Annotated in this window: 20 protein-coding genes; 11 read left to right on the top strand and 9 right to left on the bottom strand. The window is 71.2% G+C overall.

Annotated features, from left to right (window positions below):
- The first annotated feature begins 327 nt into the window (after positions 1 to 327).
- Together WME79_RS16405 and WME79_RS16400 are read left to right on the top strand one after the other, a co-directional pair.
- Complete coding sequence (locus WME79_RS16405) at positions 328 to 1,020, top strand: oxidoreductase (protein WP_437536400.1); 693 nt, start codon at positions 328 to 330, stop codon at positions 1,018 to 1,020.
- Positions 1,021 to 1,113: 93 nt separating this feature from the next.
- Entirely contained in the window at positions 1,114 to 3,264 is a 2,151-nt protein-coding gene (locus WME79_RS16400; protein ID WP_437536397.1) for a RecQ family ATP-dependent DNA helicase, read from the top strand.
- A gap of 13 nt (positions 3,265 to 3,277) precedes the next feature.
- On the opposite strand, the gene WME79_RS16395 is transcribed toward WME79_RS16400, so the two are convergent.
- The 4 genes from WME79_RS16395 to WME79_RS16380 form a co-directional block, all read right to left on the bottom strand.
- Positions 3,278 to 3,490, bottom strand: a complete 213-nt coding sequence (locus tag WME79_RS16395) for a hypothetical protein (protein ID WP_437329659.1) — start codon at positions 3,488 to 3,490, stop codon at positions 3,278 to 3,280.
- A 338-nt stretch (positions 3,491 to 3,828) separates the two neighbouring features.
- Positions 3,829 to 4,938 (bottom strand): tyrosine/phenylalanine carboxypeptidase domain-containing protein, encoded by a 1,110-nt coding sequence (locus WME79_RS16390; protein ID WP_437536394.1) that lies wholly within the window; start codon positions 4,936 to 4,938, stop codon positions 3,829 to 3,831.
- Between the two features lie 111 nt (positions 4,939 to 5,049).
- Complete coding sequence (locus WME79_RS16385) at positions 5,050 to 6,369, bottom strand: PhoH family protein (RefSeq protein WP_437536391.1); 1,320 nt, start codon at positions 6,367 to 6,369, stop codon at positions 5,050 to 5,052.
- A 232-nt stretch (positions 6,370 to 6,601) separates the two neighbouring features.
- Complete coding sequence (locus WME79_RS16380) at positions 6,602 to 7,963, bottom strand: sigma-54-dependent transcriptional regulator (protein ID WP_437536388.1); 1,362 nt, start codon at positions 7,961 to 7,963, stop codon at positions 6,602 to 6,604.
- Between the two features lie 387 nt (positions 7,964 to 8,350).
- Here WME79_RS16380 and WME79_RS16375 point away from each other — a divergent pair, with 387 nt between their 5' ends.
- The 6 genes from WME79_RS16375 (at position 8,351) to WME79_RS16350 (ending at position 15,942) form a co-directional block, all read left to right on the top strand.
- Positions 8,351 to 10,030, top strand: coding sequence for an aminotransferase class I/II-fold pyridoxal phosphate-dependent enzyme (locus WME79_RS16375; protein ID WP_437536385.1), 1,680 nt, complete (start codon positions 8,351 to 8,353; stop codon positions 10,028 to 10,030).
- Between the two features lie 117 nt (positions 10,031 to 10,147).
- Positions 10,148 to 10,855, top strand: coding sequence for a hypothetical protein (locus WME79_RS16370; protein WP_437536382.1), 708 nt, complete (start codon positions 10,148 to 10,150; stop codon positions 10,853 to 10,855).
- Positions 10,856 to 11,087: 232 nt separating this feature from the next.
- The gene (locus tag WME79_RS16365) at positions 11,088 to 11,885 is read left to right on the top strand and encodes a hypothetical protein (RefSeq protein WP_437536379.1); all 798 of its coding nucleotides are present in this window, start codon (positions 11,088 to 11,090) and stop codon (positions 11,883 to 11,885) included.
- A 114-nt stretch (positions 11,886 to 11,999) separates the two neighbouring features.
- Complete coding sequence (locus WME79_RS16360; RefSeq protein ID WP_437536376.1) at positions 12,000 to 13,454, top strand: serpin family protein; 1,455 nt, start codon at positions 12,000 to 12,002, stop codon at positions 13,452 to 13,454.
- A 117-nt stretch (positions 13,455 to 13,571) separates the two neighbouring features.
- On the top strand, positions 13,572 to 14,795 hold the full coding sequence (locus WME79_RS16355; protein ID WP_437536374.1) for an acyl-CoA dehydrogenase family protein: 1,224 nt from the start codon (positions 13,572 to 13,574) through the stop codon (positions 14,793 to 14,795).
- A gap of 82 nt (positions 14,796 to 14,877) precedes the next feature.
- Positions 14,878 to 15,942 carry an LNS2 domain-containing protein gene (locus WME79_RS16350; protein WP_437536371.1) on the top strand — a complete coding sequence of 355 codons (1,065 nt, stop codon included), beginning with the start codon at positions 14,878 to 14,880 and terminating at the stop codon, positions 15,940 to 15,942.
- Between the two features lie 89 nt (positions 15,943 to 16,031).
- On the opposite strand, the gene WME79_RS16345 is transcribed toward WME79_RS16350, so the two are convergent.
- On the bottom strand, positions 16,032 to 17,231 hold the full coding sequence (locus WME79_RS16345) for a vWA domain-containing protein (RefSeq protein WP_437536369.1): 1,200 nt from the start codon (positions 17,229 to 17,231) through the stop codon (positions 16,032 to 16,034).
- Positions 17,232 to 17,553: 322 nt separating this feature from the next.
- Between WME79_RS16345 and WME79_RS16340 the strand changes: the two genes are divergently transcribed.
- On the top strand, positions 17,554 to 18,162 hold the full coding sequence (locus WME79_RS16340; RefSeq protein ID WP_437536366.1) for an HAD family hydrolase: 609 nt from the start codon (positions 17,554 to 17,556) through the stop codon (positions 18,160 to 18,162).
- A 27-nt stretch (positions 18,163 to 18,189) separates the two neighbouring features.
- On the opposite strand, the gene WME79_RS16335 is transcribed toward WME79_RS16340, so the two are convergent.
- The gene (locus tag WME79_RS16335) at positions 18,190 to 18,858 is read right to left on the bottom strand and encodes a DUF2293 domain-containing protein (RefSeq protein WP_437536363.1); all 669 of its coding nucleotides are present in this window, start codon (positions 18,856 to 18,858) and stop codon (positions 18,190 to 18,192) included.
- Between the two features lie 172 nt (positions 18,859 to 19,030).
- Between WME79_RS16335 and WME79_RS16330 the strand changes: the two genes are divergently transcribed.
- Entirely contained in the window at positions 19,031 to 19,615 is a 585-nt protein-coding gene (locus WME79_RS16330; RefSeq protein WP_437536361.1) for a class I SAM-dependent methyltransferase, read from the top strand.
- Positions 19,616 to 19,748: 133 nt separating this feature from the next.
- Positions 19,749 to 20,558, top strand: coding sequence for a fumarylacetoacetate hydrolase family protein (locus WME79_RS16325; protein WP_437536358.1), 810 nt, complete (start codon positions 19,749 to 19,751; stop codon positions 20,556 to 20,558).
- Between the two features lie 51 nt (positions 20,559 to 20,609).
- On the opposite strand, the gene WME79_RS16320 is transcribed toward WME79_RS16325, so the two are convergent.
- From WME79_RS16320 to WME79_RS16310, 3 genes are all read right to left on the bottom strand, one after another.
- Complete coding sequence (locus WME79_RS16320) at positions 20,610 to 21,770, bottom strand: glycoside hydrolase family 11 protein (protein WP_437536356.1); 1,161 nt, start codon at positions 21,768 to 21,770, stop codon at positions 20,610 to 20,612.
- A 716-nt stretch (positions 21,771 to 22,486) separates the two neighbouring features.
- Positions 22,487 to 23,947 (bottom strand): serine/threonine-protein kinase, encoded by a 1,461-nt coding sequence (locus tag WME79_RS16315; protein ID WP_437536353.1) that lies wholly within the window; start codon positions 23,945 to 23,947, stop codon positions 22,487 to 22,489.
- Between the two features lie 79 nt (positions 23,948 to 24,026).
- Positions 24,027 to 26,291: a DUF2169 domain-containing protein gene (locus WME79_RS16310; RefSeq protein ID WP_437536350.1), complete on the bottom strand. Its 2,265-nt coding sequence runs from the start codon at positions 26,289 to 26,291 to the stop codon at positions 24,027 to 24,029.
- Positions 26,292 to 26,317 lie beyond the last annotated feature (26 nt).

Genomic DNA, 26,317 nt, shown 5'->3' with positions numbered 1-26,317 from the left:
CGCTCGCTCCGAGAGGCGCCCGCGAGATCACAGGAGATGTGCGATCATCCCCCCTTCAGCGTACAGCCATCTCCAGCGCCGGCAGCTCGATGGAGCTCTACGGTCGTCCGTCTATGCTGCTCCGGGCGAGCGCGGCGCGTGACTGCCCAGGGACAGCGCATGTAGCGCCCGGACACACCAGGAAAGGAAGCGTGGGGGGGCCGCGCCGTCGGTCCGCTCGCGCCGCGCACGGCCGGCCGCTATGGTTCGCGCGCCGCTTGCGTTACGCTGCGTGGTACGGCTGTGGATCCCCGCGGCGGCGCTCTCCGCGGGTGATTCCGCACGGACATGGAAGACATGACGGTCGACAAGACAGCTCTCATCGTGGGAGGAACGGGCCTCGTCGGCGGCCACTGCCTGCGCCTCCTCGTGCAACAGCCAGCGTACACGAAGGTCGTCGCCCTGCTCCGCCGCCCGGCCCCGATCGAGGACACGCGGCTCTCCCAGCGCATCGTCGACTTCGACCGGCTCGAGGGCGCGGACTTCGCCGGCGTGAGCGACGTGTTCTGTGCGCTCGGGACGACGATCGCCAAGGCCGGCTCCGAAGAGGCCTTCTACGAGATCGATTATCGCTACCCCATCACCATCGCCAGGCTCGCCGAGAAGGCCGGGGTGAAGCAGTTCGTCCTGGTCTCCTCCGTGGGCGCCGATCCGCGTTCGACCAGCTTCTACCTGCGCGTGAAGGGCGAGCTCGAGCAGGAGCTCTCGGCGGCGAGCTTCGCGGCGGTCCACGTCCTCAGGCCGAGCCTGCTCCTCGGCGAGCGGGGCGAGGTCAGGAAGGGCGAGGCCATCGGCGTCGCGGCGGCGCAGACGCTCCGGTTCACGATGAAGGGCGGCCTGCGCAGGTACCGGCCTATCGACGCGCGGACCGTCGCCGGCGCGATGGTCGCCGCCGCGCTCGACGGGCGCAGCGGTCGCCACGTCTATCACTTCGACGACATGGAATCGCTCGCCAAGGGCATCGGCGTCGTCCAGACCTGATCTCCGCCATGGCGCCGCCACCCCCCGGGCGACGCAAGCGCACGAAAATGCTAGGGCTCGCGGCAGGCACGGCGCTCGCTCGACGACGCCGCCATGGTCTTCGCTGAACGCCCCTCGCCGATCGTGACCGAGCGCCTCGCCCCCTCCCCGCTGCGCCCGCCGGAGAGCCCGCCCCCGTCGCTCGACGCCGTGCTCGCTGAGCGGTTCGGCATCGCCGCGTTCCGGCCGTGGCAGCGCGAGGCGATCGAGGCCCTGCTCGGGGGCGCGGGCCGCGTCCTCGTGGTCGCCCCCACCGGCGGCGGCAAGTCGCTCTGCTACCAGCTCCCGGCCGTCGCCCTGCCCGGCACGACGCTCGTCCTGAGCCCGCTCATCTCCCTGATGGAAGATCAGGTCCGCGCCCTCGAGGCGCGCGGCATCCCCGCGACGTTCATCGCGTCCAGCCTCGCGCGCGAGGAGAACGGCCGCCGCCTCGCCGCCCTCCGCCGCGGCGAGTACAAGCTCGTCTACGCCGCGCCCGAGCGCCTCGCCCTCGACGGGTTCCTCGAGGCGCTCGCCGCGAGCCGGCTCTCGCTCGTCGCCGTCGACGAGGCGCACTGCATCGTCCAGTGGGGGCACGATTTCCGGCCCGACTACCTGCGCATCGGCGCTGCGCTCGCGCGGCTCCGGCCGCCCCGGGTCCTCGCCTGCACCGCGACGGCGACCCCCGACGCGCGCGACGAGATCATCCGCCGGCTCGGCTGGCCGCTGCCCGCGCCCGACGGCGCGGGCGACGGCGGCGGCGACGCGGTGAGCGGGCGCGGCCCCGAAGAGCCGCCGCCCAAGGTGATCTTGCGCGGCTTCGCCCGACCCAACCTCCACCTGCAGGTCTCCGCGGTCGACGGCCCGCGCGAGGCCGGGCGCCGCACGGCGCGCGCGCTGCTGGAGGCCCTCGGTGATCCCGGGCGGCCCCGCGGGGCGGGCATCGTCTACGCGGCCACCCGCAAGGGAGCCGAGCGCCTCGCCGAGGCGCTCCGCGACGCCGGCTGGAACGCGGAAGCGTACCACGCCGGGCTCGCCCCCGAGTCCCGCGCGCGCCTCTCGGCGGGCTTCGCCGATCGCAGCCTCTCCGTGGTCGTGGCCACGAACGCCTTCGGCATGGGGATCGATCGCCCCGACGTCCGCCTCGTGGTGCACGCCCAGCCGCCGTCGTCGATCGAGGCCTACTACCAGGAGGTCGGCCGCGCCGGGCGGGACGGCGACCCGGCCCGCGGCCTCCTCTTGTTCGCGCCCGCGGACATCGCGCTGCGCCGCCGGCTCTGCCAGCTCGGCGAGGGGGGCGTTGAGGCGAACGCCGACGACGCCGCGCGCGCCTGGGGGCTGTTCCGCGAGCTGCTCCGCTACGTCGACGCCGCGACGTGCCGGCACGACTTCATCCTCCGCTACTTCGGCGACGAGGCCGAGTCGCTCGGCGGCTGCGGCCACTGCGACGTCTGCCTGGAGGTCGACGCCCTCGAGGCGAGCGACCCGGCCGCGCTCGCCCGCGACAACGACCTCGTGCGCCGCGCGCTCGCCGGCGTCGCGCGGGTGAAGGGCGGCGCCGGGATGCAGGCGGTCGCGTCGATGCTCATCGGCGAATCGAACGAGCGCGTCCGCCGCATGGGGCTCGACCGGCTCTCGACATTCGGCGTCCTCGAGGGGAAGAGCCACGACGAGGCCATGTCGATCCTCCGCGCGCTGCTCGCCAACGCCTGGATCGATCTCACGACCGGCGAGTTCCCCGTCCCCCTCATCACGCCGGCGGGCTGGCGCGTGATGCGCGGAGACGTGCCCGCGCGGGTGCGGCTCCCGGTCCCCGCCGCGCGCCGACGACCGCGCCGCGCGGCGCTGGCGGCCGCGTCCTCCACGCGGGCGCGCACGCAGCCGGCCCCGCAGGCGTTCGCGTCCGCAGCGACCCACGACGACGCGGCGCGCCCTGCGCCGGGCGCCCCCCTCCCCGCCTCGCGCGCGCAAGCGGAGCCCGGCGTCGAGCTCGAGGAGCGCGACGTGCCGCTGTTCGAGGCGCTCCGCGCCCACAGGGCCGCGCTCGCCAAGGAGAAGTCGCTGCCCGCCTACGTCATCGCGCACGACCGGACGCTCCGGGAAATCGCGCGGATCCGGCCCGCGTCGCTCGACGACCTCGCGCTCGCGCGCGGCATGGGGCAGGCGAAGATCTCGAGCTACGGGGAGGGCATCCTCCGCGTCGTCCGGGAGTTCTCGGGCCCCTGATCGGCCCGGGACCTCAGGCGAGACCCGCGACGCGGAGCTCCGCGATGAGCTGGCCATCCAGGCTGACGAAGGTCGTCAGGCGCCCCTCGACGTTGATGAACACGTCGAGCATCAGGCCCGCGCCGAGATCCAGGACATGGAGGTCCCCCTTGAGGACCACCGTCGGGGCCTCGCCTCCCCTCGGCGGCCGTCTGGGTTCCCTCTCCATGGCCTTCTTCGAGTTCATGCCCGCCTCCGCACGCCGGCCCGTCCGCGCCGCGCGCTCCCAGGACCGCCACCGCACGCCGCGCGGTCGACCTGGATGCGACCCCACGCGCGAGGCAGCCCGCCCGCCGGCCACCACGTCAAGCGCGTTCCATGCCGTGCTCGCACGGCTGGAGTGATCCTTCCCTTCACGCAGCCCCCTTTCTCGCCCGCTCCTCACCCGACCGGGGCTGCCTTCATTTCATGGGATCGGTTTCACAGGAAGGCATGAAGTTCAGCGAGGATCGGACTTTTCTTCCCGGCTTCCCATTCTCCTGGTCGAGCCGGGCAACACCAGTCGAGCTGGGCAACCGCCGTCCATCACCTCTCCGTCGCCCAGGACGAAAGCGATGCTGCGGCGCCCACCGAGACCCGGCCGGAGGCGAGCACCGGCCCCAGCGCTGGCTGCTCCACGAGCAGCGCCTCGACCCGCAGCAGCGCTGGCAGGTAGACGACCTCCCGCGCGAGGCCGCCGCCCCGGTGGACGCGCGCCGCGATGCGCAGGGCGTCCGCCGTGGAACGCGCGCCACGCGCCTCGAGCAGCCGCGCGGTCTCGACGAAGCCTGCGCCGCGCTCGACGCTCCGCGCGGCGAGGTGGCGCAACGCGAGCTCGATCCGGCGGGAGCCGACCAGGTACCCCGCGGCGCGCTCGCGCGCGAGCGCCCAGCCCTCCTGATCGTCGCCCCCGTTCGCGGTCCCGATCGCGAAGATCCCGAGCGGGAGCGCCGCGGCGCGCACGCTGGGCGCCGCGTGCCCCTCGATCTCATGGAGCACCGTGCGCTCGACGTCGTCGCGCGTGAGCATGCGCCCCCGCGCGACCTGGATCACCCCGTCGCCCGTCGCGGCGAGCGGCGCGATGTCGGCGATCACGACCCGGAGGGGCAGGCGCCGCTCCCCGATCTCGCGGCGCATCCGCGACACGAGCGACCGGGGCGAGCGCGCGTCATCGCTCCGCACCTGCTCCTCATCGCTCGGAGCGGCGCCCGCCTCCTGCTCGACCCAGGTCGCGGCGAGCGCGTCCGCCTGCTCATCGAACGCGTCGCGCGCGGCGTAGCGGCGGCGCGCGGCGGCCCAGCACCCCGCCCCGCCCGCGGCCTCGCAGATCGCGGCCTCTGCGGCCAGCTCGCCCGCGCGGCCAGCGTAGACCGCGCCGAGCTCCCCTTGCCCCGCGAGCCGCTCGGCCGCCGCCTCCATCGCCCTCCGGAGATCGCTGTGGTCCTGCGCGGGCGCGTAGGCGAACCGCGGGACCTCCCCGCCGCTCCGAGCCCAGGAGTTGGCGAGCCGCGCGAGCTCCTCGACGAGGTTCACCGGCGTGCTCGACCCGACGACGCGGATCCGCCGCGCCGCGGCGCCGAGGAGCCGATCCGCGTCCGGCACCCACGCCGGAGGCGCTGGCCGCTCGGCCGATCTAGCTCGATGACGCCGCGCCACGGCCCGCCGCTCCTTCCACGTACGCCCCCGCCCCGTACGCCCCCGCCCCGTACGCCCCCGCCCCGTACGCCCCCCCGCCGTGAGCGCGCCGCGCGCCCGGTGCCGCTCGCCTCAGAGCAGGTTCGCCGCGAGCTCCGCGAGCTCGCTGCGTTCGCCCTTCGCGAGCACCACGTGGCCCGCGATGCGCTCGCGCCTGAACCGCTCCGCCACCACGAGCAGGCCGTTCGACGCGTGGTCCACGTACGGGTTGTCGATCTGCTGAGGATCGCCGGTCAGCACGATCTTGGTCCCCTCGCCGCACCGCGTGATGATCGTCTTCACCTCGTGCGGGGTGAGGTTCTGGGCCTCGTCCACGATGAGGTACTGGTGCGGCAGGCTGCGCCCGCGGATGTAGGTCAGCGGCTCGACCTGGATCCGCCCGCTCTCCAGGAGCTCCACGAAGCCGCGCGCGTCGCGCCCCGGCTTCGTGCCGCCGTTCGAGAACAGGAACTCGAGGTTGTCGAAGATCGGCTGCATCCACGGGTTCAGCTTCTCGTCCACGTCGCCCGGAAGGAAGCCCAGATCGCGCCCGAGCGGCATGATCGGCCGGCTCACGAGCAGCCGGCTGTAGGCGTTGTCCTCGGTTGTCCGCTTGAGCGCCGCCGCGAGCGCAAGGAGCGTCTTGCCCGTCCCGGCCTTACCGATCAGCGTGATCAGCCGGACCGAATCGTCGAGCAGGAGGTCCAGGGCGAACGCCTGCTCCTTGTTGCGCGGCCGGACCCCCATCACCCCCTCCCGCCCGACGCGGAGCGCGACGATCTGCCCGCGCGCCGCGTCGAACCGGCCGAGCGCCGTGTGGCTCGGCGCGCCCGCATCGCGGAGCAAAACCGCAGAATTCGGCAACAAATCCGCGAGGTTGGCGCCGGCGAGAAAGCCGTTCTGGAAGAACGCGTCGACCTCGGCGCCGGGCACCTCGAGCTCCACCACCGACTGCTCGATGGCCGGGTCGTGCACCCGCTGGTTCTCGTACGTCTCCGCCGGGACCCCGAGCGCGTCGGCGCGGATCCGGAGGTTCGTGTCCATCGTCACGAAGATGGTCGGCCGGTCCTTGTGCCGATCGCGGAAGTCGATCGCCGTCTGCAGGATGGCGTTGTCCTGCGATCCAGACTCCAGCCCCACGAGCAGCTCCGGCCGCCGCTCCGGGATCGCGATCCGCAGCGTGCCGCCGCTCTCGAGCAGCACCCCGGTCGCGAGCGTCCCGGCGCCGCGGACCTCATCGAGCAGCCGGGCGATCGTCCTCGCGTTGCGCCCGCGCTCGGAGCCCTCCCGCTTGAACTGATCGATCTCCTCGATCGCGTAGATCGGGATGATGACGTCGTTGTCCTCGAACCTGAAGATCGCGTGCGGATCGTGGAGGAGGACGTTCGCGTCGAGAACGTAATTCTTCTTCATGGGGGAGCGGGACGACGTAGCCGCCTGAAGCGACGGGCGCAAGAGAGCTGTTGTGCCGCCCGCGCTTGGTTGCGGTCACGCGTGTGGTCACGCGTTCACCCATGCATCGGCGCGAGCCTCTCCCGGACATCTGGAGAAATAACGACCTTCGACTCGGCCGGATCTGGAACATCGCCCACAGTCGTCGCGCCGTCCGCGCCGTCACCGTCGACTCCCAGCCGGCCCGCCGTCGTCAGAGATCGATCCGGTAGTCCTTGATCTTGTAGAGCAGCGCCCGGTGGCTGATCTCCAGCACCTCGGCCGCCTTGGTCCGGTTGCCCTTCGTCTTCTGGAGCGCGCGCCGGATGAGGATCTCCTCGATGACGCGGGACGTCTTCTTGATCGACAGCTCGCCGCTCGTCAGCTGCATCTGGATCGGATCACGCGCCTCGCGGATCCGCTCGGGCAGGTCGGCCTCGCCGATGCGCTCGCCCTCGCAGAGCACCATGGCGCGCTCGACGGTGTTCTCCAGCTCCCGCACGTTGCCCGGCCAGCGGTACTCCAGGAGCAGCCGCCTCGCCTCGGGCTCGAAGCCGCGGATGTTGATGCCGAACCGCGCGTTGTTCCTCGCGAGGAAGTGATCCATGAGGATCGGGATGTCCTCGCGCCGCTCGCGGAGCGGAGGGATCGCGATCGGGAGCACGTTGATCCGGTAGAAGAGGTCCTCGCGGAACCGGCCGGCCTGCGTCTCGGCCATGAGGTCGCGGTGGGTCGCCGCCAGGATGCGGACGTCGACCTTGATGTCCTTGCCGTCCCCCAGCCGGCGGAGCGTCTCCTCCTGGAGCACCCGGAGCAGCTTCACCTGCAGCGCGAGCGGCAGCTCGCCGATCTCGTCGAGCAGCAGCGTGCCGTGGTTGGCCTGCTCGAACAGCCCCGCCCTGTCGTTCACCGCGTCGGTGAACGCGCCCCGCTTGTACCCGAAGAGCTCGCTCTCCAGCAGGTTCTCCGGGATGGCGCCGCAGTTGACCGCGACGAACGGACCGCCGCGGCGGCTCGACCGCCGGTGGATCGCCCGGGCCACGAGCTCCTTGCCGACGCCGCTCTCGCCCGTGATGAGCGCCGTGGTCTTGTAGTCGGCGACCTTCGCGATCGTCTTGAAGATCACCTGCATCGGCGGGCTCTTCGCGAGGATCTCCTCGAAGAGGTTCTCCCGCCGGATCTCCTGGCGCAGGACCCGGTTCTCGCGGCGGAGCGCCTCCCGCTCCTCGGCCTTGCGGAGCGTGAGCAGCACCTCCTCGGCCTTGAACGGCTTCTGGATGTAATCGTACGCGCCCGCCTTCATCGCCTCGATCGCCAGGTCGACGTTGCCGTAGGCGCTCATCACGATGACCGTGGCCTCGTTGCCCTTGGCCTTCAGCGTCGCCAGCAGATCGAGCCCGCCCATCCTGGGCATCCGGACGTCGGTCAGGATGACGTCGGGCCCGAACGACTCGACCATCGCGAGCGCCTCCTCGCCGCTCGAGACCGCCTCGACCTCGTAGCCATCCCGCTTGAGGAAGGTGCGCACCACAAGGCGCAGGTTTTCTTCGTCGTCAACGACTAGGACACGGCGCATACACCCTGAAAACTTTTCCTACACCGGCGCGCAGCACTCCGCAACGAGTTGCGCCTTTGCCCTTGCCGCAGCCTGTCATCCGCGGTGTTTGGGAGTCGGGTGAAGCGCGCGCGGGCCCCCGGCGGGCGAGCTCTGCGAACGTCGCCGCGCACCACGCGAACGCCCCTGCGCGACGCGGAATGCGCGTGCGCGGCGACGGCGCTTCGCGGCGGTCGTGGCACGCCCGGACGACGCGGTTGTGGCAGTTGACGCGGCTCGCGCAGGCTGCTTTAGCGGCGACACGCGCAGGGAATCAGCTGGGGCCCGAGAGGCCTCGATCCTGCACACCGGAGCGGCTTTCGCGGACAGGACCGCGCCCCTTAATTCGATCGCGTGAGGAGCCAGGGCATGAGGATGAAGGATCGTCTGGTCGACCAAGCAAAGAAGCTCACCTCGTCGGGCGTGGTCGTCCGTGTCGTCAGCAACGATCGCGTGATGCGGCTCGCCACGGGGGTCATGGACGCGAAGAACCGCCTGCGCGCCGCCCGGGAGCGAGCGGCGGAGGCCTGGGACATCCTGCTCAACGGGCACGCGCTCCCGAACATCGATCCCGCGCTCGACGACGAGGCCGGCGTCCACGGGGCGACGCCGGCGCGCGCGCCAGCTCGCCAGCCCGCCGCGCCCGCCGCAGGCGGCGCGGGGCTGTCGGTCGTGGAGGACACGGCGAGCAGCGAGTCCCCTCGCGAGCGCACCGCCGCCCGCCCGCACGTGAACGGCGTGGGCGCGAACGGCGCCGGCACGAACGGCGCCGGCACCTACGTGGCCGCGGCGGCCGAGCAGCAGCTCGCGACCCAGATGGCGGCGCGGACGTCGCTGTCGCGGATCGGCGGGCGCGACGTGTTCGAGAAGGCGTACAAGTTCATGACCGCGGACAACGCCCGCGCCATGGGCGTCTACCCCTTCTTCCGCCCGCTCGACTTCAACAACGGCCCCGAGGCGCAGCTCGAGGGACGGACCGTGATCATGCTCGGCTCGAACAACTACCTCGGGCTGACGACCCACCCGAAGGTGCGGGAAGCCGCGCGGAACGCCATCGACAAATACGGCACCAGCATGACCGGCTCGCGGCTCGTGAACGGGTCGATGCGCCTCCACAACGAGCTCGAGCAGAAGCTCGCCGCCTACCACGGCAAGGAGGCGGGGCTCGTGTTCACGACGGGCTATCAGGTGAACATCGCGACCATCTCGGCGCTCCTCAGCAACAAGCGGAGCGTCGCGATGATCGACAAGGACGATCACGCATCCATCTACGACGGCGTGCGGCTCGCGCAGGCGTCCGGCGCCCGGATGGTGCGCTACAAGCACAGCGATCCCGCCGCGCTCGACAGCGCGCTCTCCGAGATCGCCGACACCGAGGGCGCCCTCGTGATCACCGACGGCGTCTTCAGCGCCCAGGGCGAGATCGCGAGTCTGCCCGGGATCGTCGAGGTGGTGAAGAAGCACAAGGCGCGGCTCCTCGTCGACGACGCGCACGCGCTCGGCGTCATCGGCCCGGGGGGCCGCGGCACCGCCGCGCACTTCGGCCTCGGGAAGGAGGTCGACCTCATCGGCGGCACCTTCTCGAAGTCGCTCGCCTCGATCGGCGGCTGGCTCGTCGGAGAGCGCAAAGTGCTCGATTACATTCAGCATTTTGCCTACAGCTTCCTCTTCGCGGCGAGCGCCGCGCCGCCCTGCGTGGCCGCCGCCATGGCCTCGCTCGAGGTCATGCAGGAGGAGCCCTGGCGCCAGGAGAAGCTCCGCGAGAACTTCACGTACATGCGCACGGAGCTGCAGCGGCTCGGCTTCGAGCTCGGCAAGACCGAGACGGCCGTGATCCCCATCTACATCCGCGACGACCTCAAGACCGTGATGATGTGGAAGTCGCTCCTCGACGACTACTCGCTCTACGTGAATCCGTTCATCACCCCCGGCGTCCCGCCCAAGCAGCAGGTCCTCCGGACGAGCTACATGGCGACCCACGAGCGCAAGCACCTCGATCACGCGCTCGAGGCGTTCGAGAAGGTCGGCAAGAAGTTCGGCGTCATCTGAGGCGGGTGAGGCGGGAGCGGCGCCCTCCGGGCCCGCTCCCCGTGCTCAACGTGATCGACGCGCGCCCGCCATGTTCGGCATTTTCGCCGCGCGGCGGGCGTGGTCAGCTGAGCGGTCATGGATCTTCGACCGTTCGTGCAAGGTGTCGCCGGTGCGCTGGGGCCCGCGCTCCGCTCTTTCTTCCTGACCGCTGCGGCCATGTCGTTCCTGGCCCTCGTCCTCGCCGCCTCCTCGTACGCCATCGCGGCCGACGGCTCGGCGATGCGCGGGGCGCTGGCGGCCGTCGCGGCGCTCGCGCTCTCCGCTGTGATCGGCTTCACGCTGTCGTGGAAGCGGGCGCTCGGCACCGGCATCCTGCAGATCGTGCGGGCGAAGCGCCTCGGCGGGATGCTCGTCACCGCCGTGTTCGAGCGGCTGCTCGGCCTCTCCGATCAGGCCGAGGCGGGGGCCCGCGGCGGGCGGATGGCGCAGGCGGTGGAGCGCGTCCCGCTCAACGAGGCGGTGAAGCGCCTGCGCCTCGCCGTGATCCACAGGGTGCAGGCGGCGCCGACAGGGGGCGGCGTGCGAGGGTTCCTGCGGCGCAGGATCGAGGCGCAGCTGCTCGGGACCATCGAGACGCTGACGCTGGCGCGCTTCCGCAACGAGGCCAACCAGGCAGGCGGCATCGACATGCTGAAGGTGCGGGACGAGCTCGCCCAGGGCGTCGACGGCCTCGTCACGGACCAGATCGAGGGGACGCTGCTGAAGGTGACGCTGCTCCTCGTCGGGGCCGCCACGGTGGCGTCGCTCGGCGCCGCCGCGGGCATCCAGTACATCCCCCTGTGATCCTCCTCTCAAACCAGGTGGGGTCTTTTGAACCGCCAAGCGCGCCGAGGACGCCAAGGTGCGCCGGCGCGGGCAGGCCACGCCGCCGCGCGCCGCTCGGGGGCTCCCCGTGCACATCGGCTTTGCCTAATTGCTCTCCATTACGTTAGTGTCACCCGACTGCCGTTACGTTTCATGTTGCTCTCACGTTTCATGTTGCTTTCACCTCATGCTGCGCAGAGGAGGCAATTCGATGATGGAGAACGATATGCGGAGATGTTGCTCGGCGCTCGCTTGCGTCGTCGGGTTGCTCGCGTCGCCGGCCGCCTGGGCTCAGGATCCCGCGCCGCCCCCGGCTGATCCGGGCGCAGCGGCCGCGGCCGGGGCGACGGCCGCGGCGGAGCCCGCCGCGCCGGAGCCGCAGGCGAGCCAGATCCCGAGCTGGTTCCGCTTCGACGCAGACAGCCTCGGTCTCCAGCTCTGGGCCGGCGCCACGCACCAGGTCGGCTCCATCAGCCTCTCGAGCGACATCTACCTCACCACGCTGGGAACCGCGGAGTTCGACATCGGCCCCGCCTTCACGATGGGTCCTGTCATCATCAACCCGATGGTGGGTTTCTCGTTCAACTTCACGACGATGGAGCCGGCGGCGCTGGTCGCCCCGCAGCTGTTCACCTTCGTCGACTCAAAGCCCGTTTACTTCGAGTCGTGGATCCTGGGGTCGTTCTCCAGCATATTCAACGAGAGCGTCCAGAACTACGTCTACACGCGGGACTTCCTGCTCTACTACCCCATCGACGACTTCGGCATCGGCCCGCACCTCGAGGCCACGATCGACCTCAACGAGGTCGCGCTCGAGGACGACCCATTGACCGCCGGTGCGGACGTCGACGAGAGCGGCCTCGCCAGCCTGCAGGTCGGCGGCGTGATCGGGCTGAACTACGGCACGGGAAACAAGCTGCTCCTTTACCTCGGCTACGAGACGCAGGAGGAGAGCCAGATCGGCGGGAACAAGCTCGCTGGCCGGTTCACGTTCGTCCACAACTTCTGACGACGCGCGCCGCGCGGCGGCGCCCGCCGGCGCGGTAGAAACACACGCGCTCTCCTGCCTTCCGTCCTTCCGGTCGAGCTTCCCACCGGCCTCGCGCGCTGGTACCGCAGCGCCATGGCCAGACCGATCTCGTTCTTCACGACCGCGCTGTGCACGCTGCTGGGGCTCGGGTGTCAGGCCCGGGATAGCGTCCCGCCGGCCGCGCCGGCCCCGAGCACGTCCGCGTGCCAGCCCGCCGACTGCGGCCCCCTCGCGATGATCGCCCGCGTCTGCGACGATGGCTCCACCGGCACCCCGCAGTGCACGCGCGCCGAGGGCGGGGCGTGCCGGTGGGAGCACGTCTGTCCCGGCGCGAAGCCGGCCTCCGAGGCGGCGGCCCCTGGGCCGAGCGAGCCTGCCCCGCCGGACGCTCAGCAGCCCGACCCGCCGCCGGCTCCGGCGCTCGCCGACACGAACGCCGCGTTCGCGCAGCGCCTCTACGGCAAGCTCGCCGCCACGAAAGACAAGCTCTTCTTCTCGCCTGCGAGCATCTCCACGGCGCTGGCCATGACCTACGCCGGTGCCCGCGGCGAGACCGCGGCTCAGATGGCGAAGACGCTCGAGTTCACCCTCCCGCCCGAGGCGCTCCACCCCGCGTTCGCCGGGCTCCTCAAGGAGCTGGCGCTGGCGACCGGGCCCAAGGGGCCCGAGCTCCGGATCGCCAACCGGCTGTGGGGCCAGGCCGGGCTGCCGATCGAGCCCGCGTTCCAGAGCACCACCCAGCAGCACTACGGGGCGGGGATCGAGCTCGTCGACTTCAAGGGCGGGAGCGAGCCGGCGCGGGGGCGCATCAATCAATGGGTCGAACAACAGACGAACGGGAAGATCAAGGACCTGATGCCCGCCGGCAGCATCACCGGTCTCACACGGCTCGTCCTCACGAACGCCGTCTACTTCAAGGGGAAGTGGGCGACGCCCTTCGACAAGCAGGCCACCAAGAACGAGCCGTTCACGGTCAAGCCCGGGACGGCGCCGGCCGTGCCGATGATGCGCAAAACGCTCCTGGCGGGCTTTGGCAAGGCCGCTGACGCGTCGGTGCTGGAGCTCGCGTACGAGGCGCAGAGCCCCGAGCGCCGGCTGGCCATGGTCGTCGTCCTGCCCGCGCAGGTGGACGGGCTGGCGAAGGTGGAGCAGCGCCTGGCAGCGGGGGAGCTCAAGACGTACGTGGAGGCGCTCCATCCGGCGCGGGTCGACGTGGCGCTCCCGCGCTTCAAGATGACCGCCGAGCTCGAGCTGTCGGCGACGCTGAGCGCGATGGGCATGCCGCTCGCGTTCGACGAGAAGAAGGCCGACTTTACCGGGATCACGAGGGCGGAGCCGCTCTACATCTCCCAGGTGCGCCACAAGGCGTTCGTGGAGGTCAACGAGGAAGGGACCGAAGCCGCCGCGGCCACAGGGGTCGTCGTGGCGACACGCTCAGCCCCGGCGCAGCCCCAGGTGTTCCGCGCGGATCACCCGTTCGTGTTCCTGATCCGCGACGTGGCGACTGGCACCGTGCTGTTCATGGGCCGCGTGACCGACCCGCGATGACGTTCCTCCCGGCGGAGGGGGCCGAAAGTCCGCGCGGAGCTCCAGAACCGCCGTACGATGAGCCGTTTTGCCGGGCCTTCACAGGCTCCCCCGACCCCTGATCTCAAGGAGCGAGCGATGAAGAACGAAGACGCCGCGAAGCTGCTGCATGCCGTCCGTGACCTGGCCCCCGCGATCGCCTCACGGAGCGCGGAGATCGAGGAGGCGCGGCGCCTCCCGGCGGATCTCCTCGGCCAGCTCAAGGCCGCGGGTTGCTTCCGGATGTTCCTGCCGAGGAGCCACGGCGGCCACGAGGTGGATCTGCGCACGGGGATGGACGTCCTCGAGGCGCTCGCCCGGGCGGACGGGGCCACCGGCTGGACCGTGATGATCGGCTCGGAGAGCCCGCACCTCTTCTCGCTCCTGCCGCGCGAGCGCTTCGACGCCATCTACACCGGCGGGCCGGACGTGATCATCGGCGGCGGCTTCAACGCGCAGGGGGAGGCCCACGCGACGGACGGCGGCTACCGGGTCACCGGGCGCTGGAGCTTCGCGAGCGGCTGCGAGCACGCCAGCTGGCTGTTCGGGAACTGCGTGATCATGGACGGCGGCCGCCCGCGGATGGGCCCGGCGGGCGATGCGGGCGAGGTGCGCGAGGTGCGCGAGGTGCGCGAGGTGCGCGAGGTGCGCGAGGTGCCAGAGATGCGGGGCATGCTGTTCCCGGCGAGCGAGGCGCGCATCATCGACACCTGGTCCGTGCTCGGCCTGCGCGGCACGGGGAGCCACGATATCGCGCTGGAAGGGGCCTTCTGCCCCGAGGCGAACACGTTCGATATCTTCCGGGGCCTGCCGTCGGTGACCGGGCCGGGCTTCGTCGCGCCGGTCCTGCACTTCGTGCTCCACATGGGGGCCGTGGCGGTGGGGATCGCCCAGGGAGCGCTCGACGACATCGTGACGCTCGCGAGCTCGGGCAAGAAGCGGCTGTATGCGCGCGCCCAGCTGGCAGACTCTCCGCTGTTCCAGGTGAACCTCGGCCGCGCCGAGACGAGCGTCCGCGCCGCCCGTGCCCTGCTGCGCGACACGGGGGACGAGTTCTGGGACGCGTGCGTGAACAACCCTGGCGCCACCCTCGCGATGGCGCCGCGGATCTCGGGCGCCCTGGCCTGGGTGACGGAGGTGACCGCCCGGGCCGTGGACGCCTGCTATCAGGCGGGCGGAGGCGGCGTCGCCCGGAACACCTCGCCCGTGCAACGGCGGTTCCGGGACATTCACACCTTCTCTCAGCACGCCGCCGCCGCAGAGGGCTGGTTCGGCCAGGTCGGCGCCGCGCTCCTGGGGCAGCCGACGGGCTTCTGGACCTGAACCTGAGCCTGAAAGGGGCGCGTTCCCGCGGGCGGCCGCGGCGCGCGACCTGGTCGCGTTGCGGCGCGCCGCCGCGGTATACGTGGACGTATTGCGCCCCTCCCCGCTCGCCCCGCTGGTCCTCGCCGCCGTCTCGTTCGTCGCCTGCGCCGGTGCTCCGCGCCAGGCTGATCCTCCCGCGCCGTCGCGGCCCCGGGCGGGTGCCTGCCCGGCCCGTCCGGCCTGCGACGCGCCGCCGCCTGCCGCCCTGCCGCGCGGGTTCAGGCACACACGCTCGCGCCTCGTCGCGGCCGGGTGGCCGCGCCACCGCGGACGCGACCTCTTCGCCCGCGCCGACGGGCCCCAGTGGGCCATCGCGAAGTTCGCTTACGGGCCGCAGGACGACGATCTCGAGGACGAGGACGTCGAGGCCTATCTGCTCCGCGGCTGCAGCGGCGCCTGGGAACGGCTCGGCACCTTCCGGACGAGCGACGATGACCACCCGCACCCGACGACGGAGGGGATCCCGGACACGGGCGGGCGCGTCTACATCGACCTCGCCGCGGGTCGGCACCTCGAGGTCGGCCGGCACCGCGTCCACCTCGCCGTGGCCGGCGACGCCACGAGCGCGGACCTGTTCATCGAGGTCCTCCCGTCCGGCGCCCAGGTGGCCGTGACCGACGTCGACGGGACGCTCACCTCGAGCGAGGTGGCGGTCGTCAGCGAGCTGGTCGGCGGCGCGCCGCCGGCCGCCCACCCCGGCGCGGCGGACGCGATGCGCGCCCTCGCCGAGAGCGGGATCTACCTTTTCTACGTGACCGCGCGCCCCGAGTGGCTCGTGGGCAGCACGAGGGTCTGGTTGCGAGAGCAGGGCTTCCCGCCGGGCATCCTCCACACCACCATCGGCGTCACCGGCGCATTCGGCGGCGCAGCGGCCGAGTACAAGACGATCGAGCTTGGATGGCTCAAGGCGCGCACGGGCATCGTGCCCGCCTTCGGCTTCGGCAACATGCCGAGCGACGTGGCGACGTACACGGCCGCCGGGATCCCCGCCTCGCGGTGCTACTATTACAAGCTCGGCGGCGATCTCCGCGGCGGCGTGCCCCACGACGACTACCGGGGCCTCGCCCCGGCGCTCTTCAGCCCCCACGCCGCCTGCGCGCCCTGAAGGAAGGAAGCGCTCGCGACGCGAGCCTGCGCGCCCCGCGCCACGGCAGCGGCGGGCGCCCCCGGCTCAGGGAGCGCCCCCGCCGCCGATCACTGCGGGATGTCGATCACGTCCTCGCAGGTGAAGTCGACGCCCAAGGAGGCCTCGGGATCGGACTGTATCGCGTTACACACGCTCTCGCAGAGCTCGATCTGCGTCGGGTTCGATGGATTGTCATAGCGCCAGGCGTCGTCGCTCGCGCACTCCTGATCGTAGGCGACGGCCTTTGGCTCGCCTCCTCCGCTCGTGTACGTCACGCGCACCCGCTGCTTGTCGAACGTCCTCCCATCGGGCGCCGCCGGGATCGCGACGTTGCACGTCACGGCGGCGCCGCGGATCTGGTCGATGGCCGCCCTGAACGCGGTCGCTGTCGCGTCGGGGTTACCGGTCTCGATGATGAAGGCCTGCCCTGTGCCGCCCGCCACGGCGATGTCGCGCAGGTTGTCGACGTTCCCCGGCTCGTCGTCCGGCGGGTTCGCCACCCCGATCACGTAGGTCGGGACGTTGTCCTGACGCGCTCCCTCGACGCGCTCGACGACGGCCTCGATGCTGTCTGCATCTCCGCCGCAGCGCTGCGGGTAGCCGTCGGTCACGAGCACGAGCGCGTACTTCCCGGGGTTCTCCTGGCGCTGCTCCTCGATGAACGTCACCGTCCCATCGACCACGAACGCTGTCGGCGTGCTCGTGCCCCAGTCGTCGTCGTTCTCAGGCGTGACGTCGTCGATCGCCGCACCGAATGTCTCGGAGGGCAGCGGCGTCATCTCGACGTCCGGCGTGCGGTAGGTTCTAGCCTCGCACATCCTCCGCTCGCCGGGGAAGAACGTGAGCGAGGCGGTGAGCCCCGCGGACGCCGGATCCATGAAGAACTGCTTGGTCGCGGCGACGACGGGATCCCACTTGAGCTCCTTGCTGTGCGAGGGCCTATCGTTCATCCCCATGCTGCCTGATACGTCGAACGCGACAGCCAGGTACACGGGCTGGAGCCCGGCCTGGGCCGTTTGCGTGGCGCACGCCTCGCCAGCGCCGGTCGAAGGGCCTGCGCCGCTGCTGGGGCTGCCTGCGCCGGCGCCGCTGCCCGAGGTCACACCCGCTGAACCGAAGCCGCCGTCGTCGCCTCCGCTCCCATTACCCGAGCTGTTCCCGGCGCCCGAGCCGCTCTGAAAGAGATTATCGCCGTCATCGCCGCCGCCGCACGCCGCGCTGGCCACGGCGACCGTGAACAAGGCAATGCCCATCGCAGGCAATCTCATGGCCTGACTCCTTTTTAAGTAAGTGCCGGCGCTGCGCGCCGGTAGATAAAGCAGACCACCACACGATTCCTCAGGAGCCGGCGCATCGCCGGACCACGCTCCTGAGAACTCGCCACCCATGCCGAGTATAAGCCATCGCGCAGCGCATGGCGAGATGCGCTTTCTCAAAGTTCGTATCAGTTTCGTGACATCGTGTCGGTTCGCGCCGGTTCGCGCCGGTTCGCGCGCCCTCAGCGCAACTCACCCGTGTGGCCGCACGCCTGTGCGCCGGTGTGACCTGCGTGCGCACACACACGCGCGCCGGTGCTACGGTTCGTGCCTGATGGTCCGCGCAGTGTGTTTCGATCTGATGGATACCGTCCTCTACGACCCGTACCGGGAGGCGCTCGCCGCGGCGATCCGGTCCGCCGCGCCCGCCGCGCGCGCCGAGATCGCGAGGCACCGCGATCCCACGTGCTGGCCTGCGTTCGAGATCGGCGAGATCGATGAGGCCGAGTTCGCTCGCCGGTTCTTTCGTGAAGGCGCCGAGGGGTTCTCGTTCGACATCGACGCGTTCAACCGGGTGCGCCGCGCGGGATATCGCTTCTTGCCCGGCGTGCGGGAGATCGTCGCGTCGCTCGAGGGCAACGCGCTCAGGTTCGTGGCGAGCAATTACCCCGTGTGGGTCGAGGAGGTGCGCGAGGCGTTCGCGCTCGACGCCCTGTTCGAGGGTGTCTATTCGAGCCATCACCTGGGCGTGCGCAAGCCGGCGCGCGAGTTCTTCGATCGGCTCATGACGCGCATCGGGGTCGACGCGGGCGAGTGCCTGTTCGTCGACGATCGCGCGGAGAACTGCGAGGCGGCGGTCGCGCTCGGGATGCGCGCGCACGTGTTCGACGGGGCCGCGGGGCTGCGCGCGCGGCTGGTCGGGGAGGGGCTGCTCGGCGCGTGACGGGCTCGCCCCGCTCCGCCCCGCGCGTCAGAGCGCCGCGCAGAGCGGGCACGACGCGCCCGCGTGCGGCGCGTCGCCGCGATGGAGATCGAGGATGGCGCGGGAGATCTGCGCGAGCTCGCGCCGCACCTCGCGGCGCATCCCCTTCACGCGCGGGATGGACATCGAGTCGTAGGCCGTGGTCTGGTGCCGCATCCAGGCGATCACGGCCGACTCGGCGCGCTGCGCGACCGGGATCCGCTCCGTGCGTGCGACGGTCCCGCTGCCCACCGGCGTGGCGTGCAGCGTCACCTTGGTCGCGACCGCCCGCGCGAGCGCCGCGTAGTGCGGCGAGAACCGGAGGAACGCGGCCACGGCGGCCTCGAACTCACGCACGTACTCCTCCTGGTCGCGCTCCCTCCGCCGGGCGTCCGCCTCCCGCTTCTTTGCGTATGCAGGCGTGCTGCGCTCGGCCTCGAGCGCCGCGCGGGCGGCCTCGATGGTGGCGGCCGGCGCCCAGAGGCCCCGGGAGAACGTCTTCCTCCCGCGCTTCTCGACGACCATCCAGGACGGGCCCGCCAGCTTCACCCGGCGGGTGAGCCCGGCGTCGCCCGGGGGCAAGCACGCCCAGCCTTCGGGCGGCGAGAGCAGCGCGCCGTCGGGCGCGCGGAAGCGGCGGGGATCCGGGGTCGGGGCCAGGGTCAGGGACTCGGACATGGCAAGCGGCCGGCGTGCTAGGCCAGGTCATGCCGCGCGTCCAGCAGCCAGCCGCCGGCCGGCGCCGTCGCCCCGCGCCAAAGCGGCCTCGCTGGAGGATGGTACGCTCCGCGCCAGCGAGGGCGCTCGCCGGTGTCCGCGCCGGCGCGACCAATGAGGACAGGAGGACAGCGTGTCCGATGACGATCGCACGAGGTGGGACGCCCGCTATCGCGACGGCGGCAGCGATCCGGGGGAGCCCTCCGCCGTGCTCACGGCGCTCGATCCGCTCCTGCCCCGGCGCGGGCGCGCGCTCGACCTGGCGGGCGGCGCGGGTCGTCACGCCCTGTGGCTCGCGCGGCGCGGGCTCGACGTGACGCTGGCTGACATCTCCGAGGTCGGGCTCGGCATCGCGCGGAGCGCCGCGGCGAAAGAAGGGCTCGCGCTGCGCACGGTGGCGCTCGATGTGGAGCGCGACCCGCTCCCTGCCGGGCCGTGGGACCTCCTCCTGATCTTCTACTTCCTCGAGCGCAGGCTCGCCGCCTGCGCGGCGGAGCTCGCCCCGGGCGGTCACCTCGTCGTCGTGCACCCGACGCGGTCGAACCTGCTGCGGCACGCGCACCCGAGCGCGCGCTGGCTGCTCGATGACGGCGAGCTCCCGGGGCTCCTCGGCGAGGCGCTCGAGGTGGTCCGTTACGAGGAAGGATGGCTCGAGGAAGGGCATCACGAGGCTCGCCTCGTCGCGCGACGCCGGGCCGTCGCGGCGCCTCCTCCGTGACGGCGGCCCGCCGCCGACGTCGCGCGACGACCACGACACACGAGCTCCGCGCTGGCGGGCGCCCTGCGCTCGTGCGTCGCGGTGCGCGGGTCCCAGGCTTGCCGCGACGCGAAGATCGCGCTTTGCTCGCGCCATGCGCTTCGCTCGCCTCGCACCTCCGGATCAGGATCGTCCAGCCTTCTTCGCCCGCCTCGACGGCGCAGCCGCGCTCGTCCTGGACGCCCCGCCCTGGCTCGGCGGCAAGACCACGGGTGAAGCTGTGGCGTGGACCGACATCGATCTCGCCTGCCCCGTGGTCCCCACGAAGATCGTGTGTGTGGGGCGCAATTACGCAGCGCACGCGGCGGAGCTAGGCAACGACGTCCCGGTCGAGCCGCTCCTCTTCCTCAAGCCGCCCTCGGCGCTCATCGGCCCTGGCCAGTCCATCGTGCTCCCTCCGGAGAGCCAGCGGGTCGAGCACGAGGCGGAGCTCGGCGTGATCATCGGCCGCCGCGCCCGGGCCGTGCGGCCGGAGCACGCGCTGGATCACGTGCTCGGGTACGCCTGCCTGGGCGACATCACCGCGCGGGATGTGCAGCGGAAGGACGTGCAGTTCACGCGGGGCAAGGGGTTCGACACGTTCTGCCCTGTGGGGCCGTGGATCGAGACGGAGCTCGATCCTGGGGCGCTCCGCGTGCGGGCTGTCGTGAACTCCCAGGTGCGGCAGGACGGGATGACGGCGCAGATGATCTGGGGAGTGCCTGAGCTGGTCGCGTACATCAGCCGGGTGATGACCCTGGAGCCTGGCGACGTCATCGCGACCGGGACGCCCCAGGGCGTGGGGCCGCTCGTGTCCGGCGACGAGCTCGTCATCGATATCGCCGGCGCCACGGCCGAGGCGCGCGGCATCGGCGCGCTGCGGGTGTCCGTGGCCGCGCGGGGAGACGGCGCGAACGGGCGCTAGCTCAGCGAGCGGCCCGGGGGCGGGCCGGGATCGACGCTCGAACCCCGGCGCTCATCTCATGGTCATGCTCACATCAGCCCTTCCATTGCTCTGATACCCTTCCACGAGCATCGAGACCTCGTACAAGCTCCCCAGTTTCATCCCCAACTTCTCCCATGCGTCGAAGTGGTTGGCGACGGTGATGGTCCCGCTCGTGCGCTTCTGCGTACGGACGCTCCAGAACTGATAATACGTATTGATGCCTTCGATGGAAAGATGGTTGACTCGCTGGGTCCGATAGATGTCATAGGTGCCGCCGTCGGTCGTGACGGTGCCCATGCGTCCCGGTTCGCCCGGGGGACGCCATGTGCCCCAGCTATCGACGATGTGGTATTCCACGAGCGGGCTCTTCGTCCACCCGTAGACACCCAACCAGGAATTGCCCCCTGGCTGGAAGTCAGCCTCGTAGGTCACGATCTGATTCCGTGACCCGGGCCTCAGCCCCTTGCCACCCAGCAAATTAAAGATATCGCTCCATTCCACGCTGAAGCCATCCGCCGTGTTCGTCAGGCATCCGGTCCCCTGGTCCTTCCAGATTTGGTAGGTGAAGCCGCAGTGGCTTCCAGTTTCATTGCCACAGACCGGCTGTTCGGATGTCGTGCACGTGTCCGGCGTGCCGCCGGCCCCACCCTCCCCGTCGGCGCCGCCCGCCCCGCCGCCGCCCGTCCCCGAGCTGCTGCTCGATGACGAGCTCGCGCTGCTGCTCGATGACGAGCTCGCGCTGCTGCTCGATGACGACGAGCTGCTCGCGCCTCCGCTGCCGCTGACCGAGACGAGCGAAGGCTTGCCGGAGCCGTTCGCGCAGAATCCGAACGTCGTCGAAGCGCTCGGCGACAGATTCCCGTTCCAGCTCATGTTCGAGGCGGTGAGCTGCCCGTTCGATGAGGCGAAGGTCGCGTTCCACGTGTTGGCCACCTTCGTGCCGTTGAGCCCGACCACCACACGCCAGCCGGTGGTGGTCTGCTGGCTCGTGTTCTTGACCGTCACGTTCGCGCAGTAGCCACTCTGCCACTGCGACGGAAACGTGATCTCCGCGGACATCGTGCCGTCCGCGCTGTTCAACGCGGAGTTGCGGGCAGCGAGGTCCTCTTCCATGGTGCGCTCGACGTTGCACGCCAGCAGGCTGCATGCGATCGAAGCGGATAAGTAGCCAAGCAAGGGAGCGACGCGCATTGAAGGTTTCTCCATGATGGACCGGTGGAGCCGCGGGCCTCTGCTCGAGATAAATTGTTGAACCGTCGAGACGCCTGGGCGCCCTCGAACCATTGGTTAATGTTCAAGATTTTCGGCCAGCGCGCTCGTGCCCCCGGCGATCACGAATGCACCCGCTAGCCTGCGCCGACCCCACGCCTGGCGCTCACGACGCTCATCAAACAGACGCTCACACACGGATACGCCGCGTGAGGACGCCGGGCATCACCTTGGAGAAAGCGAGAGCGACTCGGACGCGCAGTCTCAAGAAGCAAGCAATCCCGGCAGTAGCTTCACTCGGAGTCGGCCCTTGAGCGATCCTGCAACCGACCGCGGCGCCCAGCCGAGAGGTCCGGACCACCAAGGGAAGTCTGGAATACTCTTACAACCATGAGGCGAAAGTCAAGGGTCCTTTCTTCATCGCGGCCGCCTCGCCCCCCGCTCTTCTCGCTCCTCCCGCAGCGACTTGTGACTTGTGACTTGTGACTTGCAAGATACAGTCACGCTGCGCGCGTGGGTTCGATCATCGACCATCGACCCCTGATTCGTAGGATTCGTTCACTCTCCTGAAAAATCGACGGTATCTCGACAATCGATCCATGCCGTCGCGGAGCCCTCTCCTGGGAGCTCGCGACCTCACGAGCAAGGACCAACGAGCGCCGCGATGACGCCGCACCACCTCCCGAGAGGACGATCGCTCAGACCCCAGCGCCCTCCCGGAGCACGATCGTCACGTGCGATAGCCCGGTCCCGCCGAGGAGCATCGCCTTCACGAGGAACTCGACCATCGTGTCGAGGCACTCGGCGGGTGAAAAGCCCGCCCTCCCCGCCCCGAGCAGCGGCAGCGCCATGCTCCGGAGCTTCATCGTGTCCGCGTGATAAAAGCACCCTTCCAGGAGCCGCAGGATGAGGTCGCGCGTCGGCCTGTAGGTCGCCACGTGATCCCAGTCGAGCGTGATCGCGTGGAACACGAACCGCGCGGTCAACCTTCCAGCGGAGCTGACCACCACCCCGCCGTGACGCACGGGAACGTACTTTCGCGTCTCCATGTGGCACACGCCGCCGCTCGCGTGGTTCAGGGCGAGCGCCACGCCGCCTGACATGGTGAGCTGCCCGTCGTCGGCGCTCACGAGCGCGTCGGCCGACACGCCTGCGATGTTCGCGCGCACGATCGAGAGCGTCCTGTCCCCGTGGAACTGGAAGGCAGTGACCGGCCCTGCAGGGCCGCCCGACAGGAGGGCGGGCCGGAAGCGCTTGTACTGCTCCATGTACACGCGGAGCGTCAGGTCGTGCGGGTCCCCCCAGCGGGTGCTCTGGGCGCCCACGAGGGCGGTGTCGATCTCGTCGAAGGACTGGAAGCGGTCCTTCGGGTCCTTGGCCAGGCAGCGCTCCAGGACGATCTGCACGTCCTCGTCGAGCTCGGGGCGGAGCGCCCGCGGCCGGGCCGGGATGTCCTGCCGGTGCGCGAGCAGGAGCGGCAGGAGCTCCTGCTCCTCGAACGGCCGCTGTCCCGTGGCCGCGTGGTAAAACGACGCGCCATAGCTGTAGATGTCCGCGCGCGTGTCGCTCTCCTGCGGGCTCCACGCCTGCTCGGGCGCCATGTAGAACGGCGTCCCCAGCACGGTCCCCATCGCGGTGAGGGGCTGCTCCCGGAGCGCGGACGGCCCCGTCGTCGCGGTCAGGCGCGCCAGGCCGAAGTCGGCGACCTTCAGCTCTCCTGACGGCGCGATCAGCATGTTCGACGGCTTCAGGTCGCGGTGCATCACCCCGAGCTCGGTCGCGGCGGCCATCCCCCGCGCCGCATGCAGCATGTAGCGCCGCAGATCGTCGAGCGGCAGCGGCCCGCTCTGGAGCCGCGCGGCCAGCGACGGGCCGCCCACGTACTCCATCACCATGAACGGCGATCGGCTCGAGAGGAAGCCGAAGTCATAGCAGCTCACCACGTGCGGCGACTTGATGAGCGCCGAGATGCGCGCCTCGCGCAGCATCCGCTCCCCGGCGTTCGGATCCGTGTGCCCGGTGAGCACCTTGATCGCCACGACCCGCGCGAGCGCGAGGTGGCGCGCGCGGAAGACGGCGCCCATCGAGCCCACGCCGAGCAGCCCCTCCACGCTGTACCGGCCCGCGAGCTCCTTGCCCAGCGTCGACGCGTCGATCATGAATGGACCATCGCTTGCACCAGCGATGATGTTCGGAACCCCGCGCGCCGCGGTCAAGGGGCACGGCGCGCAGCGCAGATCAGACGGCGTACGCCGCAGGAGCGCCGCCCTGCGCGCGTTGGCGCGGCGCCTCGCGCAACCTCGCGATCTCGGCCTCGACACGGGCCCTGAGGCGCGGATCGTCGGCGAGGCGCCTGGTCCAGTGCCGCTTCATGCGCACCCACACGGTGCGTCGGATCGCGCGCTCACCGAGCGCCGCCGCGCCGCCGCTGCGCTCGGTCGCGACGATCAGCCGGGCATAATCGGCCGCATGCAGCGGGCCACAGACGGTTTCCCACGCGCCGACATAGGCCGCGTCGAACCTGTCGCAGAGCGCTCGCTCGCGGCGCCTGACCTCGTCGGCCATCGACTCCCGCCATCGCCGCTCGGCCTCTGCCCAGCGCGCCTCCGACAGGCCGTGCGCCCTGAGCACGTCGGCGCGGGGGACCGGCTTCTCGGCGAGCTCCGCCGTGACGATCGCGCACCGCTCGAGGCTCACCTCGTCGCCGTCGCCGAGCGGCGGAAGCGACGCGGAGGGCGTTTCGTCCTCGCGCCGGAGGACATGAAAGAAGCGCGACGCGGCGGGTCGCTCAGGCTCACGCGCGAGCACGCCCGAGGCCGGGGCGGCGTAGGACGAAGACTCGACGGGCGGCGGCAACACCTCGGCGGACGGCGGTAACACCTCGGCGGATGGCGGCGGAGCATCCTCCAGCGCGAGCGTGGCGAGCCCCATGGACGGGCCGGGCGCCGGTGAAGCGAGCGCGCCAGACCAGGGCGCGCCGGGGATCGGCGCGATGAGCTCGAGGCGCGGCGCCAGCCTCGGGTCGAAGAAGAACGGCATCGCGGGCCGCTCGCCAACGCGCACCTCCTCCTCGCTCGACAGGGCGAGCGTCGCGCTCGCGACGGCATCGATCTGCGGTCGCGCTGGCTCGGGCCGGCTCTGCCTCGCCGATCCCGGCGCGGCCGCAAACGGAAGCGCCGGCGCGCGTACCCCCGCCTCGCCCTGCTCGTCGATGAGCGTCGCGCTCGCGATGGCATCGATCTGCGGTCGCGCTGGCTCGGGCCGGCTCTGCCTCGCCGATCCCCGCGCGGCCATAAACGGCAGCGCCGCCGCGCGCACCACCGCCTCGCCCTGCTCGTCGGAGAGCGCGACCGTCTGCAGCGGCGACGGGCGCTGGATCAGGTCGATGATCTCGATCTCGTCGTCCGAGAGGTGGATGGTGCGCCCCGGATCCACGTCCCGCTGGCGCGCCTGGCCGGGTGCGTCCTCGATGTGCACGGTCCCTTGCGGGCCGATCGGGAGCGCATCCGGAGCCGCTCCCGCGGCGCACGAGGCTCGCCCGGGGCGCAGTTCGGGCCACGCGAGCTCCTCGCCGTCGACCGCGACGCCGGCGGCGATCCGCACGGCCGCGAGGGCGTGATCGTCAGGGACGGGGACGATCTGACGCCACACGACCGTACAGCGCTGCTCGGCGCCGTCGATCCGCAGCGTGTCGGCGTTGAGCTCGATGACGTCGCCCCCTGTCGCAGGAGGCGTGGCGAGCCCCTGGATCCGCGCCATGCCGCGCGCTCGGGGCAGGCGCATCTCCAGCCGGCGAGCGGCCGGGTGCAAATTCTCGAGCACGATCCACTCGTCGCCACGCAGGTAATCGATCCGCTGGTCTGAGGGCGCCGCCTGGAAGTACGACCAATCGAAGCCAGCGGGGATCTCCGCGTTCGGGCCCTCGAGCGTCTCGCGCCGGAGCTTGCCGAGCAGCCGCTTGCGCACAGGCCAGGCGCGCGCGATCGGGCCTAGCCCCGCGGGCCGCGCGGGGTCCTGGGGATCGAGGACCCTGGCTTCGCCGTCGCTCGCGTCGATGCCGAAGGGGTTCTCCCACCCGTTCGCGCCGCGCGCTGCCTTCTCGTACACGAGGGGCATCCGCTGGAACGGCTTCTTGTCGCGGACGAAGAGGCGTTTGTCGAGCGCGCAGCCGCTCGCGCCGAAGACCGCGAGCCGCACCGGCAAGGACTCGACGTGCGCCCCGTCAGGGGCGTGCGCGTCGCCCGTGAAGAGCACGTCCGCGCGGCCCAGGTAGGGCGCGAGATCGCCGGTGAACCGCACGCTCCGCGCGGGGTTCTTTCCGTGATGGACCTCGGCGCGGAGGATCTCCTGCGGCTCCGTTCGCCACATGGCCGCGCCGGGCGTGAACGCGAAGCTCGCCTTGACGATGATCGTGATGTAGCGCTGGCCCTGGGTGCGCCATGAGACAGCGGCGGCCTCGGCGCCCGGGAGCGACGCCACGGCGTCGGGCGGCAGCGCGCTCACGACCGCGTCCTTCTGCAAAAGTACCT

Origin of the sequence: Sorangium sp. So ce726, from assembly GCF_051521405.1 — a bacterium.
GTDB lineage: Bacteria > Myxococcota_A > Polyangia > Polyangiales > Polyangiaceae > Sorangium.
Note: the sequence above shows the minus strand (reverse complement) of the source record. Positions and strands in the feature narration are given on the sequence as shown.